Here is a 14,790-nt window from a genome sequence, read left to right as displayed (position 1 = left end):
GTAGGACGTCGCCAAGCAAGCTAAAAACACAAGTCTTTTGACTTGTGTTTTTTTATTTCCCATGAAATAGGCCCGGTTCTGTTAGTAAAAATGTTGAAATATAGTAAGGGATTTTTTGAGCAGAAATATTGAGAAACTGATAAATAAATGGATAATCTTCAGAGCCATAGCTTCCAAGTAAGTCATACCACCAATCTGTTTCGTACCTAGAAATCATGCTTAAATTATAGAGCAATAAATAGTGAACAAGGAGCTCAGGCAACACTGGTTTAGAGTTTCTAGGTTCGGTTGTAAGTGGTAAATAATAAGTGTCAGTAAGATGCTCGTAGTATAAAGGTGTACTATACATAGGATTCCATGATTGAATAGGTGCCGAAAAAAACAAATTTAATTCATTATTTTTCTCAGGTACGTGTTGTATTGATAAATGCTTACAAGTTGTTTCGATGTAACGAGAAAATCGCTCTTTAGTCATATGTAATCGATCTAATATATTGACTGAAAAGGAGAGCTCATTTTTATTTGTTGAATCGATCTTATATAAAGTTGATACTTTTTGACTATAGCGCAACAAATTTTGTAATTCAGGAATATTCCCCATTAGCTCTAACATATTAAATTTCTCCGCTTCTAAGTGTTTCATGTGAAACAGTTGTTCTGCAACGTGAGTAAACAATCCGTTTTTCTGTATTTTCACCTCATCTTCTAAAAATTGATACCCCTGTTTTTTTCGTTTACGAGTTGTAACGCCATGAGCTAAAACAGTAGTTGATTCTGGGTAGTTAGGATCAATAGTTAACAAGCAAGCTTTAAACAGTTGGCTAATTCCATAAAATAACAACATTGGCTGAATCGAAAAGGGGGCCATCTTATATAATTCATAATAATTTTTCCCGTGTTCTAAGTAGTAAATAAAGGGATAACAGTTTTCAAAACTTTTTTTTTCAGCATCTTGTATGGAGGATTTTTCATAACAACGGGCAAGATAACGTTGTACATTTTGAGATGAAAAAAAGAAACTTAATTGCTGCCAAGTACAATGTGTTTGATGCATATATTACGCTCCTTTTATTGTCTAAAAATTCTAACATATATATACGTCCTTGACAGTATTTTAACCAATTGATAAGCTACTAATAATAATTTCTGGTATCATGGGGGGAACAATTATGTGGGAATCTAAATTTGTTAAAGAAGGTTTGACTTTTGATGATGTATTACTTGTACCAGCGAGGTCAGATATATTACCAAGAGAAGTAAGTGTTAAAACAGTTTTATCTGAAAGCTTACAGCTAAACATCCCGTTAATTAGTGCAGGAATGGATACAGTAACAGAAGCTGACATGGCTATTGCAATGGCTCGCCAAGGCGGTTTAGGAATTATTCATAAGAATATGTCTATTGAGCAACAAGCAGAGCAAGTTGATAAAGTAAAGCGCTCTGAAAGCGGCGTTATTTCAGATCCTTTCTTCTTAACTCCAGAACATCAAGTATATGATGCAGAACATCTTATGGGAAAATATCGTATCTCAGGTGTACCAGTTGTAAATAATTTAGATGAGCGAAAATTAGTTGGTATTATTACAAACCGTGATATGCGTTTCATCCAAGACTACTCAATCAAAATTTCTGACGTAATGACAAAAGAACAGTTAATTACAGCTCCAGTTGGTACTACACTGGAAGAAGCTGAAAAGATCCTACAAAAGTATAAAATTGAAAAGCTCCCTCTTGTTGATAATAACGGTGTATTACAAGGGCTTATTACAATAAAAGATATTGAAAAAGTAATTGAATTCCCAAACTCTGCTAAAGATAAGCAAGGACGCTTATTAGTTGGAGCAGCTGTTGGTGTAACGGCGGATGCTATGCTTCGTATCGATGCATTAGTAAAAGCTAGCGTAGATGCAATTGTACTTGATACAGCTCATGGGCATTCTAAAGGTGTTATTGAAAAGGTAAAAGAAGTTCGTGCGAAATATCCAGCACTAAATATTATCGCTGGAAATGTTGCTACAGCTGAAGCAACGAAAGCATTAATTGAGGCTGGTGCAAACGTAGTTAAAGTTGGTATTGGACCAGGTTCTATTTGTACAACGCGTGTTGTAGCTGGTGTTGGTGTACCACAATTAACAGCAGTTTATGATTGTGCAACAGAAGCTCGTAAACACGGTATTCCAGTTATTGCTGATGGCGGTGTTAAGTACTCTGGTGATATGGTTAAAGCTTTAGCAGCAGGAGCACACGTTGTTATGCTAGGTAGTATGTTTGCTGGTGTTGCTGAAAGCCCTGGAGAAACTGAAATTTACCAAGGTCGCCAATTTAAAGTATATCGTGGTATGGGTTCTGTTGGAGCGATGGAAAAAGGAAGTAAAGATCGTTACTTCCAAGAAGGAAACAAAAAACTTGTTCCTGAAGGTATTGAAGGACGCGTACCATATAAAGGACCTTTAGCAGATACAGTTCATCAATTAGTTGGTGGATTACGTGCAGGTATGGGATATTGCGGAGCGCAGAATTTAGAATTCTTACGTGAGAATGCACAGTTCATTCGTATGTCAGGTGCAGGTTTACGTGAAAGCCATCCTCATCACGTACAGATTACAAAAGAGGCTCCAAACTACTCATTATAATGTCTTATATACAAATAGACAGAGATTTGATATCTCTGTCTATTTTTTTTTGATTATGTTAGAATAACGGTTATGTGAGTACATAGATATTGGGGGTAGCAAAAGTGAAAGGTATGTTTTGCAAAAGATTCATTGCGTTGGTAACAGTGCTTACAATAGCTTGTAGCATGCTTGTACCATATAGCAATGCATCAGCAGAAACAGGAGCCGCTTTAAACATTGAAGCAGGTGCGGCAATTTTAGTAGAAGCGAATTCTGGGAAGATTTTATATCAAAAAAATGCAGATGAGTTATTATCAATTGCTAGTATGACAAAAATGATGAGTGAATACCTAGTGAACGAGGCTATTGCGAAAGGGAAACTAAAATGGGATCAAAAAGTTAAGGTTTCCGAATATGCGTATAACATTTCGCAAGATCGTTCATTATCGAACGTGCCTCTACGAAATGGTGAATCTTATACAGTAAAAGAGCTATACGAAGCAATGGCAATTTATTCTGCTAATGGTGCAACGATAGCGTTAGCTGAAGCAGTTGCTGGAAAAGAAGTAGACTTTGTAAAAATGATGAATGATAAATCGAAAGAGTTTGGATTAAAAAATTATAAGTTTGTAAATTCTACGGGCTTAACGAACAAAGATTTAAAAGGACACCATCCTGAAGGGACAACTCCAGATGAAGAAAATAAAATGTCTGCGAGAGATGTAGCAATTTTAGCACAACGTCTTATTCAAGATTTCCCTAAAACATTAGACATAGCAAAAATTTCAAAAAAAGTATTCCGTGAAGGTACTCCGGATCGGATCGAAATGCCTAACTGGAACTGGATGTTAAAAGGGCTAATTAAGGAATACGAAGGCGTAGATGGTCTGAAAACAGGATCAACTCCAGAAGCAGGAGATTGTTTCACTGGTACGATTGAAAGAAATGGTATGCGTTTCATTTCTGTAGTTATTAAAACAAAATCTCACACGGCAAGATTTGATGAGACAAAGAAATTATATGATTATGGCTTTGCTAACTTTGAAATGAAGAAAATGTATGAAAAAGGTTCTTCGGTTAAAGGAAAAGAAACAGTAAGAGTTGAAAATGCGAAAGATAAAGATGTAGCAGTTCAAACGAAGCAAGCTGTTTCACTTCCGGTGCCAAAGGGAAGTAAAGACGTTTATAAAACAGAATTTAAAGAAGGAAATAAGGGACAAGAGGCACCTATGAAAAAGGGAGTTACACTTGGCCAAATGGTTGTAACGTCTAAAGATAGTAATGATCCTGGATTTTTATCAGGAAAATCATTACAAGTAGACCTTATAACAAAATCTGAAGTAGAAGAGGCAGGCTGGTTCACACGTTCTATGCGCGGAATTGGTTCTTTCTTTAGTGGTATGTGGAATAGTGCTGTTGATACAGTAAAAGGTTGGTTTTAAAAGCTCCTCATTGTAGGAGCTTTTTCTTATTCCTATTTTTCATACCGACTTTATGAAAAAGTAGTGGACAAGCATCAGATAGTTAGTGGTAGAATGTAAGAGTATTCTTAATTTTCTTCTTTAACGGGGGAAAGCAATTCACCTAGGGGGGTTTTTGTACATGACAAATGTAACAGGGACAGAACGTGTAAAACGTGGAATGGCAGAAATGCAAAAAGGCGGCGTTATTATGGACGTAGTTAACGCCGAGCAAGCAAGGATTGCAGAAGAGGCAGGTGCAGTTGCTGTTATGGCATTAGAGCGTGTACCTGCAGATATTCGTGCAGCAGGTGGCGTTTCTCGTATGGCAGATCCAACAATTGTTGAAGAAGTTATGGGTGCTGTATCAATTCCGGTTATGGCAAAATGCCGTATCGGTCACCTTGTAGAAGCACGTGTATTAGAATCATTAGGGGTAGACTATATCGATGAGAGTGAAGTATTAACTCCTGCTGATGAAGTATACCATTTAAATAAACGTGATTACACAGTTCCGTTTGTGTGTGGTTGCCGCGATATCGGAGAAGCTGCACGTCGTATTGCAGAAGGTGCATCTATGCTTCGTACAAAAGGTGAACCAGGAACAGGAAACATTGTAGAGGCAGTGCGTCATATGCGCCAAGTCAATGCAGAAATCCGTCAAGTTGCAAATCTACGTGAAGATGAGTTAATGACATATGCAAAAAATACTGGTGCTCCTTATGAAGTACTACTTGAAATTAAACGCCTTGGTCGCCTACCAGTTGTAAACTTTGCAGCAGGTGGTGTAGCAACACCAGCAGATGCAGCGTTAATGATGCAACTTGGTGCTGATGGTGTATTTGTTGGATCTGGTATCTTCAAATCAGAGAACCCAGAGAAATTTGCACGTGCAATCGTTGAAGCAACGACTCATTATGAAGATTACGAACTAATTGCAAGCCTTTCTAAAGGATTAGGTAATGCAATGAAAGGTGTCGAAATTTCAACGTTATTACCAGAACAACGCATGCAAGAGCGTGGATGGTAATTAAAGGAGATCTTTAAAATGGTGAAAATCGGTGTGCTAGGTCTTCAAGGTGCAGTTCGTGAGCATGTAAAATCAGTTGAGGCAAGTGGTGCAGAAGCTGTTGTTGTAAAGCGTATAGAACAACTTGAAGAGATTGATGGTCTTATTTTACCAGGCGGTGAAAGTACAACAATGCGCCGTCTTATTGACAAATATGCTTTCATGGAGCCTCTTCGTACATTTGCGAAGTCTGGTAAACCAATGTTTGGTACATGTGCAGGTATGATTCTTCTTGCGAAAACACTTATTGGCTATGAAGAAGCACATATTGGTGCTATGGATATTACGGTTGAGCGCAATGCGTTCGGACGCCAAAAGGATAGTTTTGAAGCTGCACTTTCAATGAAAGGTGTGGGAGAGGACTTTATTGGTGTATTTATCCGTGCTCCGTATGTTGTAAATGTAGCTGATGATGTTGAAGTACTTTCTACACATGGAGATCGAATGGTAGCAGTAAGACAAGATCAGTTTTTAGCTGCGTCATTCCATCCAGAATTAACGGATGATCATCGTGTGACAGCATACTTTGTAGAAATGGTAAAAGAAGCGAAAATGAAAAAAGTTGTATAAGTAACTTGCAACTTGTATAAGATTATAGTAAATTGATGATAACAATTTTATAAAATAAGCGTGTTGATAGGAAGTAGTAACAAATGTTGTTTCTTATAGAGAGTCGATGGTTGGTGGAAATCGATAGAAACAGTTTGTGAATCCATCCTGGAATGGAATGTGGAATATCTTTTGATTAGTAAGCATTCCCGGTGAAGAGCCGTTATTTCTACTTGAGAGGAAAGTAGTAATGCTTTCAACTAGGGTGGCAACGCGGGTTAACTCCCGTCCCTTTATATAGGGACGGGAGTTTTTTGTGTTTTATGAAATAAAAGGAGGAGTATATAATGCTTGATATTAAATTTTTACGTACAAATTTTGAAGAAGTAAAGGCAAAATTACAGCATAGAGGCGAAGATTTAACTGATTTTGGTCGCTTTGAAGAACTGGATACGAGAAGAAGAGAGTTACTTGTTCAAACAGAGGAACTAAAAAGTAAACGTAACGAAGTATCTCAACAAATCTCTGTATTGAAGCGTGAAAAGAAAGATGCGGAAGCTCTAATTCTAGAAATGCGTGAAGTTGGGGAGAAAGTAAAAGATCTTGATAATGAACTTCGTACAGTTGAAGAAGACTTAGAAAGATTAATGTTATCTATTCCGAATATCCCTCATGAATCTGCTCCAGTTGGCGAAACAGAGGATGATAATGTAGTAGCACGTACTTGGGGAGAAGTGAAAGAATTTACTTATGAACCAAAACCACATTGGGATCTTGCTACTGATTTAGGAATTTTAGATTTTGAACGTGCGGGGAAAGTAACAGGAAGCCGCTTCGTATTTTACAAAGGTGCTGGTGCAAGATTAGAGCGTGCTTTAATTAGCTTTATGCTTGATCTTCATACTGACGAGCATGGATATGAAGAAGTATTACCTCCGTATATGGTAAACCGTGCAAGTATGACAGGAACAGGACAACTTCCGAAGTTTGAAGAAGATGCATTCCGTATTGAAAGTGAGGATTACTTCTTAATTCCAACAGCTGAAGTACCTGTAACGAATATGCATCGTGATGAGATTTTAAGTAAAGAGCAATTGCCTATACGATATGCGGCATTTAGCTCATGTTTCCGTTCTGAAGCAGGTTCAGCTGGTCGTGATACACGTGGTTTAATCCGTCAGCATCAGTTTAATAAAGTGGAGCTTGTGAAGTTCGTAAAACCAGAAGATTCTTATGAAGAGTTAGAAAAATTAACAAATGATGCAGAACGCGTGTTACAATTATTAGAGTTGCCATATCGCGTTATGAGCATGTGCACAGGAGATTTAGGATTTACAGCAGCGAAGAAATACGATATTGAAGTATGGATTCCAAGCTATGGCACATATCGTGAAATTTCTTCTTGTAGTAATTTTGAGGCCTTCCAAGCGAGACGTGCGAATATCCGTTTCCGCCGTGAGCCAAATGGCAAACCGGAACATGTTCATACACTAAATGGATCTGGTCTTGCAATTGGACGTACAGTGGCAGCTATTTTAGAGAACTACCAACAAGAAGATGGTACAATTATAATTCCAGAAGTTCTTCGCCCTTATATGGGAGGAAAAACAGTTATTAAATAAGTTAAAACATTCATCGGTATGAGTGATTGGTAATTATGGGCGTTGTCAGCAGTGTCATAAAGGAGAGGGAAAATAAAATTTTCCTTTCCTCATAATTTATTATAGTAGGGTTGACTAACTGTTTTTCTTTTGATATTATATTTGATGTCAATATGGAGGTATACCCAAGTCTGGCTGAAGGGATCGGTCTTGAAAACCGACAGGCGGCGAGAGTCGCGCGGGGGTTCGAATCCCTCTACCTCCTCCAGATATAATTGACAACAGCGCATATAAGTGGAGATTGGAGAACTCGTTACCAACACGTAACGAGTTTTTATTTTAAAACCAATCATAAAGTATGATATAAGGATGTAGTGTCCTTATTACACACTCATATTCCGATGATTATCTTCATAGATATGAAAGGAGTTAACATGGATCTTATTATACAAACGTTTCCTTTAGATGGAAAAACTTTATATTATGTACAATGTCCTGTCTGTAAGAACAATAGAATTTTAAACAGTGGTGCAAATGTGTCGCGCATTATAAGTGATGATACATTCCGTAAACTTTGTGGTTGCACTTGTGATGTGAAACAGGTTGCAAAAAAAGTAGAGGTGCCAAAAGAAGCTGAAAAACCAGCTGTGCAAAAAGAAGTAACTCCAAAACGTACAGGGAAATTACTAACAGCAGTAATTAATGGGAAAGAAATGACCGTTAAAGAGATTGCTGAAACATATGATATTAGTACGAGTACTGTTCGTCAGCGTATTAATGCTGGAAAGCCAGAGAGTGAAATTATTGCTCCAACGAAAAAGAAAAAGTAATTTCATAGGAAAACCCGTGCATATGCACGGGTTTTTTATTTTACAAGTTTACGTGTTTGTTTTAAAAAATGTCCAATTTTTTTAATGATTGGTTCGATTGAATCGCCATCTTTTAAAATATCGTATTCATTAATGTTTAATCGTAAAATAGGGCATGAATTAAAGTTATTAATCCAGTTATCGTAACGTCCATGCATCTCTTTCCAATACTCAATTGGTGTTTGCTGCTCCATTGGACGTCCTCGTTCTTGAATACGATCGACAATATCATCAAACGAACCTTCCAGGTAAATTAATAAGTCTGGATGAGGGAAGTAAGGAGTCATGACCATAGCATCAAATAAACCTTTGTATGTTTCATAATCAGTTTCAGTCATTGTACCTTTTTCGTGATGCATCTTTGCGAAAATACCAGTGTCCTCATAGATAGAACGGTCTTGAACAAAACCGCCACCATATTCGAAAATTCTTTTTTGTTCTTTAAATCGTTCTGCTAAAAAGTACACTTGTAAGTGAAAGCTCCAGCGTGTGAAATCAGCATAGAACTTGTCCAAATATGGATTGGAATCTACTTTTTCAAAAGATGTACGATAACCTAAAGCGTTAGCTAATGCAGTTGTCATAGTGGATTTACCGACACCTACTGTTCCAGCAATAGTGATAACTGCATCATTTGGTATATCATATTTTTGCCTTAAATTCATTGTTATTTCGACTCCTTCAAGAGAGTATTTTGAAGAGCGGATAAGATGACATTTAAATCATCAGGATTTCTTACAAAATCCATATCGTCTCCATTAAATTTTAATACCGGAATATCCGGATGGTCCTTTTTGAAAGCATCCATTGCTGTTTCGTAATCTTTTGTAAGCTGTAGTAAGTAATTTGGATCCATATTTTTTTCGAATTCTCTTCCGCGCATCGCAATTCGTTTTTGTAATGTTTCTAGGCTCGCTGTTAAATAAACGATGACATTTGGTACGGGCATATCTTGCGTAAGAATGCGATAAATTTGCATGTACTTGTCATATTGAGAATCTTTTAATGTACGGGATGCAAAAATTAAATTTTTAAATATATGATAATCTGCTACTACAGGCTTCCTTTGATTCAAATACTTTATGTTAATATCCTCTAGTTGTTTGTATCTATTACAAAGAAAGAACATCTCTGTTTGAAAACTCCATTCGTCGATGTCTTCATAGAATTTTCCTAAAAAAGGATTTTCATCAACAATCTCTTTTAGTAAGTGGAGTTGCATGTGAGTTGAAAGTTCCTTCGCAAGTGAAGTTTTTCCAACACCAATTGGTCCTTCAACCGTGATAAATGGTACTCCGGTCACGCTGTTTCCTCCTTTCAATCAGTGATTTACCGTGACTACTAAAAACACAAAACAGAATTATTGTAGCACAAGAGGGGAGCGAGCGGACTAATTTGATATAAAAAGTTAGAAAATAGATATGTATTAATTAAATTTTATTTGGGATGACGGTACAATATTTGCCTTTAATGTGGCCTCCATTATTTTTAAAGCATGTTCATTATCTTGCTCGTTATTAGAAGCGATGCAATCCCGTGGTACATAAAGTGTATAATTTCTCATATGGGCATCATTAGCTGTAAAAAGGATGCATATGTTCCCAGCAATTCCTGTTAAAATGAGATTTTCGATTTTTAAATAACCTAATAAAGAATTCAAAGGTGTTTCATAAAAAGCAGAGTAATGTGGTTTAATAAAAATGTAATCGTCAGTATGCGGAGCAATGGCCTCGATAATATTTTTACTATACTTATTTGTACAATGAGTAATAAGTTGATTAATATCAGATCTCCAAAGTTGATAGTGATCATTGACATAAATTATTGGATAGCCCAATGATTTCATGGTGTCCTTTAATTGTAGAATGGGGTTCTTTATAATTTCACATTTCTGTGCCAGGATGGGCCCGTGGGAGAATTGAAAATCATTAATCATATCGATAATGAGTAAGGCAGTATTTTTCATATGTAATTCCCTCTCTTTCTTCTTTAGGTTGGATTGAATTTGCAAAAGTTATCCCACCTGCAAGAAATGAAAAAGTGTATTTATTATTTTTGGTGAAAGGACTATATTATGGAGCGAGATATATATTTTATGCAGTTAGCAATAGAGGAAGCAAAGAAGGCAGAGGCGATACAAGAGGTACCAATTGGTGCCGTAATTGTGCTAGATGATGAAGTGATTAGTGTCGCGCATAACTTAAGAGAAACTGAACAGAGATCAATAGCTCACGCCGAGCTCTTAGCTATTGATGAAGCTTGCAAAAAATTAGGGACATGGCGTTTAGAAGATGCAACGTTATATGTAACATTAGAACCTTGTCCAATGTGTGCAGGGGGAATTGTTTTATCGCGTGTAAAACGGGTTGTATATGGAGCGAGCGATCCAAAAGGTGGATGTGCAGGTACATTGATGAATCTTTTAACTGATGAGCGTTTTAATCATCAGTGTGAAGTAGTGGCTGGTGTACTTGAAGAGGAATGTGGTACGTTGTTAACGATTTTTTTTAGAGAGCTTCGTAAGAAAAGAAAAGAAGCGAAAAAACTAGAGAAAAGTAATGATAACTAACGTATTTGCATTTTGTAAAAAAACAAGTTATACTGATAATGCCTTATCCAAGGCAACCGAATATTGGTTTTAACTTTGCCGTGCTAAGCGGGGAGGTAGCGGTGCCCTATACTCGCAATCCGCTCTAGCGAGGCTGAATCCCTTCTCGAGGTTATGCTGCTGTAAGGCCTGCCTTAAGTAAGTGGTGTTGACGTTTGGGTCCTGCGCAACGGGACCCCGTGAACCTTGTCAGGTCCGGAAGGAAGCAGCAATAAGCGGGTTTTCTCGTGTGCCGCAGGAGTGCCTGAACCGAGCTAACTGCTTGAGTAACGCTTATGGTACGTAATCGACAGAAGGTGCACGGCAGTTATATATGTATACAAAACTCACCTTTATATAAAGGTGAGTTTTTTGTATGGAAAATAACTTTTGGAATCTATAAACAGAATGGGTTATAATAAATGAGATAATAACCTTTGAGGGAGGCCGTATTTTCGTGTCATACCAAGCGTTATACCGAACATGGAGACCGCAAAAATTCGAAGATGTAGTCGGTCAAAAGCACGTGACAAAAACGTTGCAAAATGCCCTTCTTCAAGAGAAAGCTTCACATGCTTATTTGTTTTCTGGTCCGAGGGGAACAGGGAAAACGACAATTGCAAAAGTATTTGCAAAGGCAATTAACTGTGAACACGCCCCGGTAGCTGAACCTTGTAATGAATGTCCTTCTTGTTTAGGAATTACACAAGGATCTATTTCAGATGTATTAGAAATTGATGCGGCTTCAAATAACGGTGTAGATGAAATTCGAGATATAAGAGATAAAGTAAAATATGCTCCAAGTGCTGTAGGATATAAAGTATACATTATTGATGAAGTTCACATGCTTTCTATGGGTGCCTTTAATGCGCTTTTGAAAACTTTAGAAGAGCCGCCAGGGCATGTTATTTTTATTCTGGCGACAACAGAACCGCATAAGATTCCAGCTACAATTATTTCACGTTGTCAGCGTTTTGAGTTTCGAAAGATATCAGTAAATGATATCGTTGAGAGGTTATCGACAGTCGTGACAAATGAGGGTACGCAAGTAGAAGCTGAAGCATTACAAATCGTAGCGCGTGCCGCTGAAGGTGGTATGCGTGATGCGCTCAGTCTTATCGATCAAGCTATTTCTTATAGCGATGAGACTGTGACGAGCGAAGATGTTTTAGCTGTAACGGGATCTGTATCTCAGCGATATTTAGGTGACCTGGTAGAATGTATACGTGAAAATGATGTATCAAGAGCGTTACGTATTATAGATGAGATGATGAGTAAAGGGAAAGATCCAGTTCGCTTTATGGAGGATTTCATTTACTACTATCGTGATATGCTTTTATATCAAACTTCACCACAATTAGAACATATGTTGGAACGGGTAATTGTAGATGATCAATTCTGTACGTTAAGTGAAGAAATGCAACCGGAAGGAATCTATGAAATTATTCATACCCTTAGTAAGGGACAACAGGAGATGAAGTGGACAAACCATCCAAGAATATTCTTGGAAGTTGTTATGGTGCAATTGTGTCAGCAGTTTATGATGCAAGCAAACGGCGCAGATCGTTTACAAGCAATTATGAATAGGATGCAGCAGCTGGAGAAAGAGTTAGAACAAGTTAAAAAGAATGGCGTGCCGGCTGGTGTGCAGCAGGAAGTAAGAGAGACGCGGGCAACACCAAAACCGGTACGAACAGGAAGCATGAAAATTCCTGTTGGACGTGTGAATGAAGTGTTAAAGCAAGCGAAGCGTCAAGATTTAGAACAGTTAAAAGCTGTATGGGGCGAATTGTTAGGAAGGCTCAAGTCACATAACAAAGTAGCATTTGCTGTTTTATTAGAAAATAGTGAACCAGTTGCGGCTTCGGATGATACCTATGTGTTAGCATTTCAATATGAGATTCATTGCAAAATGGCTAGTGAAAATCGAGAAGCGATGGATACATTGGAACAAACTCTTTTTGAATTGTTAAGTAAAAGGTTAAATATGATTGCTATCCCAAAAAGTGAATGGGGTAAAATTCGTGAAGACTTTTTACAACGCGAAGGCGGGGATTCTGAAGACAGCCCAGAACAAAAAGAAGATCCTCTTATAGAAGAGGCTGTAAAATTAGTAGGGCAAGAACTTATTGAAATAAAAGAGTAATAATAATGAGGAGGAATTAATTATGATGCGTGGCGGAATGGGAAATATGAATAATATGATGAAACAAATGCAAAAGATGCAAAAAGACATGGCGAAGGCACAAGAAGAGCTTGGCGAAAAAACAGTTGAAGGTACAGCTGGTGGCGGAATGGTTACTGTTATCACAAATGGCCATAAGCAAGTTCTTGAAGTGAAAATTAAAGAAGAAGTTGTAGATCCAGAAGATATTGAAATGTTACAAGACTTAGTATTAGCTGCAACGAATGATGCACTTAAAAAGGTTGATGAACTTTCAAATTCTACAATGGGCAAATTTACAAAAGGCATGAACTTACCAGGTGGAATGTTCTAGGAGGATATTGATATATGCATTATCCAGAACCGATATCAAAATTAATCGATAGTTTTATGAAGTTGCCAGGAATCGGACCGAAAACAGCGGTTCGATTGGCGTTTTTCGTGTTAGATATGAAAGAGGATGATGTACTAGGTTTTGCAAAAGCACTTGTGAATGCGAAGCGAGATTTAGCGTATTGTTCTATATGCGGGCATATCACTGACCGCGATCCTTGTTATATTTGTGACGATTCGCATAGAGATCAATCGGTTGTTTGTGTAGTACAAGAGCCGAAAGATGTAATTGCGATGGAAAAAATGAAAGAATATCAAGGTGTATATCATGTTTTGCGTGGTGCCATTTCTCCAATGGAGGGAATTGGACCAGAGGATATTAATATCCCGCAGTTATTAAAGAGACTACAAGATGAAACAGTACAAGAAGTGATATTAGCAACAAACCCTAATATTGAAGGGGAAGCTACAGCGATGTACATATCCCGCCTCTTAAAGCCAACAGGAATTAAAGTAACTCGTATTGCACATGGTCTGCCGGTTGGTGGAGATTTAGAATATGCAGATGAAGTAACACTATCGAAAGCTTTAGAAGGCCGTAGAGAGATATAAGAGGAGAAGGGAAAATGTTCTTTCAAAAAAAGGGTAAGTTGCGTAAAGAGTATGACGATAAGTTAATTGTATTATTAGAAAAGGTAAAGAATGAATGGCTACGTCAGAAGAGACTGGTTGAACAAAGTGTTGAGCCGTCTCAAGATGTACTTTGTTCTTTAAAAATAGCAGAGGCGAAATATTTTTTCTTGTTAAAAGAAGCAAAACGTCGTCCTGTGAAAATGGAACAATGGTAAAAGGTCCTGCTTTTTAAAGCGGGACCTTTTGCTTTTTATCGATTTACTTGTGAGTAACAGGGCTACTTTATTTTTGGGGTATAAAGAGGAGAAAGAAAAGGCAGGAATGGAATTAGTTGTATCTAATTGTTAGTGCTTAGAAGAAATATTACTGATTAAAGGTTATAAAGATGAAGTGATAGGAGTTATGTGATAGATGTTCTTTTTTATTGTCTTGTCCCATACAAATGGATATGTATAGGTCATTCATAAGGAGGAAAAAATGAATTCTACAATTATTATTGTTGGCATTCTTGCTTTGGTTTTTATTTTTCTTATTTTTGGTGTTTCTGCTAAACCAATACGTTTTATAGGGAAAGCACTCTTTCATGTCACCTTAGGTATAGCGTTACTGTTCATTGTGAATGTTGCAGGGACATATTTTGATTTTCATATTCCAATTAACATAGGCACAGCTACAGTATCAAGTTTATTAGGGGTGCCAGGTGTTGCTGCATTAGTGATTATTAAGTTATATATAATGCCAAGATAAATTTATTTTGGCATTTTTTAAAAAAGCGTTGACTTATCGATTAGTAATATGATAAATTAATAAGCGTCGTCAGGAACGAAAGAAAAAAGTTGTTGACAGATTCAAGTCGAAATGTTAAATTATAAAAGTCGCTGAAACGTGACATTGAACTTTGAAAACTAAA

General features: G+C 37.2%; 16 protein-coding genes, 1 tRNA gene, 1 other RNA gene and 1 other annotated feature. Of the genes, 14 read left to right on the top strand and 4 right to left on the bottom strand.

Annotated elements, in window-relative coordinates:
- Window positions 1–52 precede the first annotated feature (52 nt).
- Complete coding sequence (locus V7038_RS10305) at window positions 53–1,054, bottom strand: YaaC family protein (RefSeq protein ID WP_070127824.1); 1,002 nt, start codon at window positions 1,052–1,054, stop codon at window positions 53–55.
- Between the two features lie 115 nt (window positions 1,055–1,169).
- Between V7038_RS10305 and guaB the strand changes: the two genes are divergently transcribed.
- The 7 genes from guaB (at window position 1,170) to V7038_RS10270 (ending at window position 8,124) form a co-directional block, all read left to right on the top strand.
- On the top strand, window positions 1,170–2,633 hold the full coding sequence (gene guaB / locus V7038_RS10300; protein ID WP_002107266.1) for an IMP dehydrogenase: 1,464 nt from the start codon (window positions 1,170–1,172) through the stop codon (window positions 2,631–2,633).
- A 113-nt stretch (window positions 2,634–2,746) separates the two neighbouring features.
- A complete protein-coding gene (locus tag V7038_RS10295; protein ID WP_131798893.1) occupies window positions 2,747–4,057 on the top strand; it encodes a D-alanyl-D-alanine carboxypeptidase family protein in 1,311 nt (436 codons plus the stop codon).
- 160 nt (window positions 4,058–4,217) lie between these two features.
- A complete protein-coding gene (gene pdxS / locus V7038_RS10290; protein WP_002107268.1) occupies window positions 4,218–5,105 on the top strand; it encodes a pyridoxal 5'-phosphate synthase lyase subunit PdxS in 888 nt (295 codons plus the stop codon).
- An 18-nt stretch (window positions 5,106–5,123) separates the two neighbouring features.
- Window positions 5,124–5,714, top strand: coding sequence for a pyridoxal 5'-phosphate synthase glutaminase subunit PdxT (gene pdxT, locus V7038_RS10285; RefSeq protein ID WP_002113246.1), 591 nt, complete (start codon window positions 5,124–5,126; stop codon window positions 5,712–5,714).
- A gap of 54 nt (window positions 5,715–5,768) precedes the next feature.
- Window positions 5,769–5,989, top strand: a binding site (T-box leader).
- Between the two features lie 51 nt (window positions 5,990–6,040).
- Window positions 6,041–7,315 (top strand): serine--tRNA ligase, encoded by a 1,275-nt coding sequence (gene serS / locus V7038_RS10280; RefSeq protein ID WP_002107270.1) that lies wholly within the window; start codon window positions 6,041–6,043, stop codon window positions 7,313–7,315.
- Window positions 7,316–7,469: 154 nt separating this feature from the next.
- A tRNA-Ser gene (locus V7038_RS10275) sits at window positions 7,470–7,562 on the top strand.
- 166 nt (window positions 7,563–7,728) lie between these two features.
- Complete coding sequence (locus V7038_RS10270; RefSeq protein ID WP_002107271.1) at window positions 7,729–8,124, top strand: DUF3797 domain-containing protein; 396 nt, start codon at window positions 7,729–7,731, stop codon at window positions 8,122–8,124.
- 35 nt (window positions 8,125–8,159) lie between these two features.
- Here the strand turns inward: V7038_RS10270 and V7038_RS10265 are convergent, their stop codons facing one another.
- From V7038_RS10265 to V7038_RS10255, 3 genes are all read right to left on the bottom strand, one after another.
- The gene (locus tag V7038_RS10265) at window positions 8,160–8,828 is read right to left on the bottom strand and encodes a deoxynucleoside kinase (RefSeq protein ID WP_002107272.1); all 669 of its coding nucleotides are present in this window, start codon (window positions 8,826–8,828) and stop codon (window positions 8,160–8,162) included.
- A gap of 2 nt (window positions 8,829–8,830) precedes the next feature.
- On the bottom strand, window positions 8,831–9,466 hold the full coding sequence (locus V7038_RS10260) for a deoxynucleoside kinase (RefSeq protein WP_002009621.1): 636 nt from the start codon (window positions 9,464–9,466) through the stop codon (window positions 8,831–8,833).
- Between the two features lie 123 nt (window positions 9,467–9,589).
- Complete coding sequence (locus V7038_RS10255; RefSeq protein WP_002107274.1) at window positions 9,590–10,129, bottom strand: isochorismatase family cysteine hydrolase; 540 nt, start codon at window positions 10,127–10,129, stop codon at window positions 9,590–9,592.
- A 108-nt stretch (window positions 10,130–10,237) separates the two neighbouring features.
- Here V7038_RS10255 and tadA point away from each other — a divergent pair, with 108 nt between their 5' ends.
- From tadA to V7038_RS10220, 7 genes are all read left to right on the top strand, one after another.
- Window positions 10,238–10,732, top strand: a complete 495-nt coding sequence (gene tadA, locus V7038_RS10250; RefSeq protein ID WP_002113249.1) for a tRNA adenosine(34) deaminase TadA — start codon at window positions 10,238–10,240, stop codon at window positions 10,730–10,732.
- A gap of 78 nt (window positions 10,733–10,810) precedes the next feature.
- Window positions 10,811–11,075: signal recognition particle sRNA large type (gene ffs / locus V7038_RS10245), an RNA gene on the top strand.
- 132 nt (window positions 11,076–11,207) lie between these two features.
- Entirely contained in the window at window positions 11,208–12,896 is a 1,689-nt protein-coding gene (gene dnaX, locus V7038_RS10240; RefSeq protein WP_002113251.1) for a DNA polymerase III subunit gamma/tau, read from the top strand.
- Between the two features lie 25 nt (window positions 12,897–12,921).
- The gene (locus V7038_RS10235; protein WP_171902539.1) at window positions 12,922–13,248 is read left to right on the top strand and encodes a YbaB/EbfC family nucleoid-associated protein; all 327 of its coding nucleotides are present in this window, start codon (window positions 12,922–12,924) and stop codon (window positions 13,246–13,248) included.
- Window positions 13,249–13,262: 14 nt separating this feature from the next.
- Window positions 13,263–13,859: a recombination protein RecR gene (recR, locus tag V7038_RS10230; RefSeq protein WP_002107278.1), complete on the top strand. Its 597-nt coding sequence runs from the start codon at window positions 13,263–13,265 to the stop codon at window positions 13,857–13,859.
- A gap of 14 nt (window positions 13,860–13,873) precedes the next feature.
- On the top strand, window positions 13,874–14,095 hold the full coding sequence (locus V7038_RS10225) for a YaaL family protein (RefSeq protein ID WP_002009631.1): 222 nt from the start codon (window positions 13,874–13,876) through the stop codon (window positions 14,093–14,095).
- Between the two features lie 262 nt (window positions 14,096–14,357).
- Window positions 14,358–14,627 (top strand): pro-sigmaK processing inhibitor BofA family protein, encoded by a 270-nt coding sequence (locus tag V7038_RS10220; protein ID WP_002113254.1) that lies wholly within the window; start codon window positions 14,358–14,360, stop codon window positions 14,625–14,627.
- Window positions 14,628–14,790 lie beyond the last annotated feature (163 nt).

Source organism: Bacillus sp. JJ783 (genome assembly GCF_036963225.1).
Classification (GTDB): domain Bacteria; phylum Bacillota; class Bacilli; order Bacillales; family Bacillaceae_G; genus Bacillus_A; species Bacillus_A cereus_U.
This window is presented reverse-complemented; position numbering and strand designations above follow the sequence as displayed.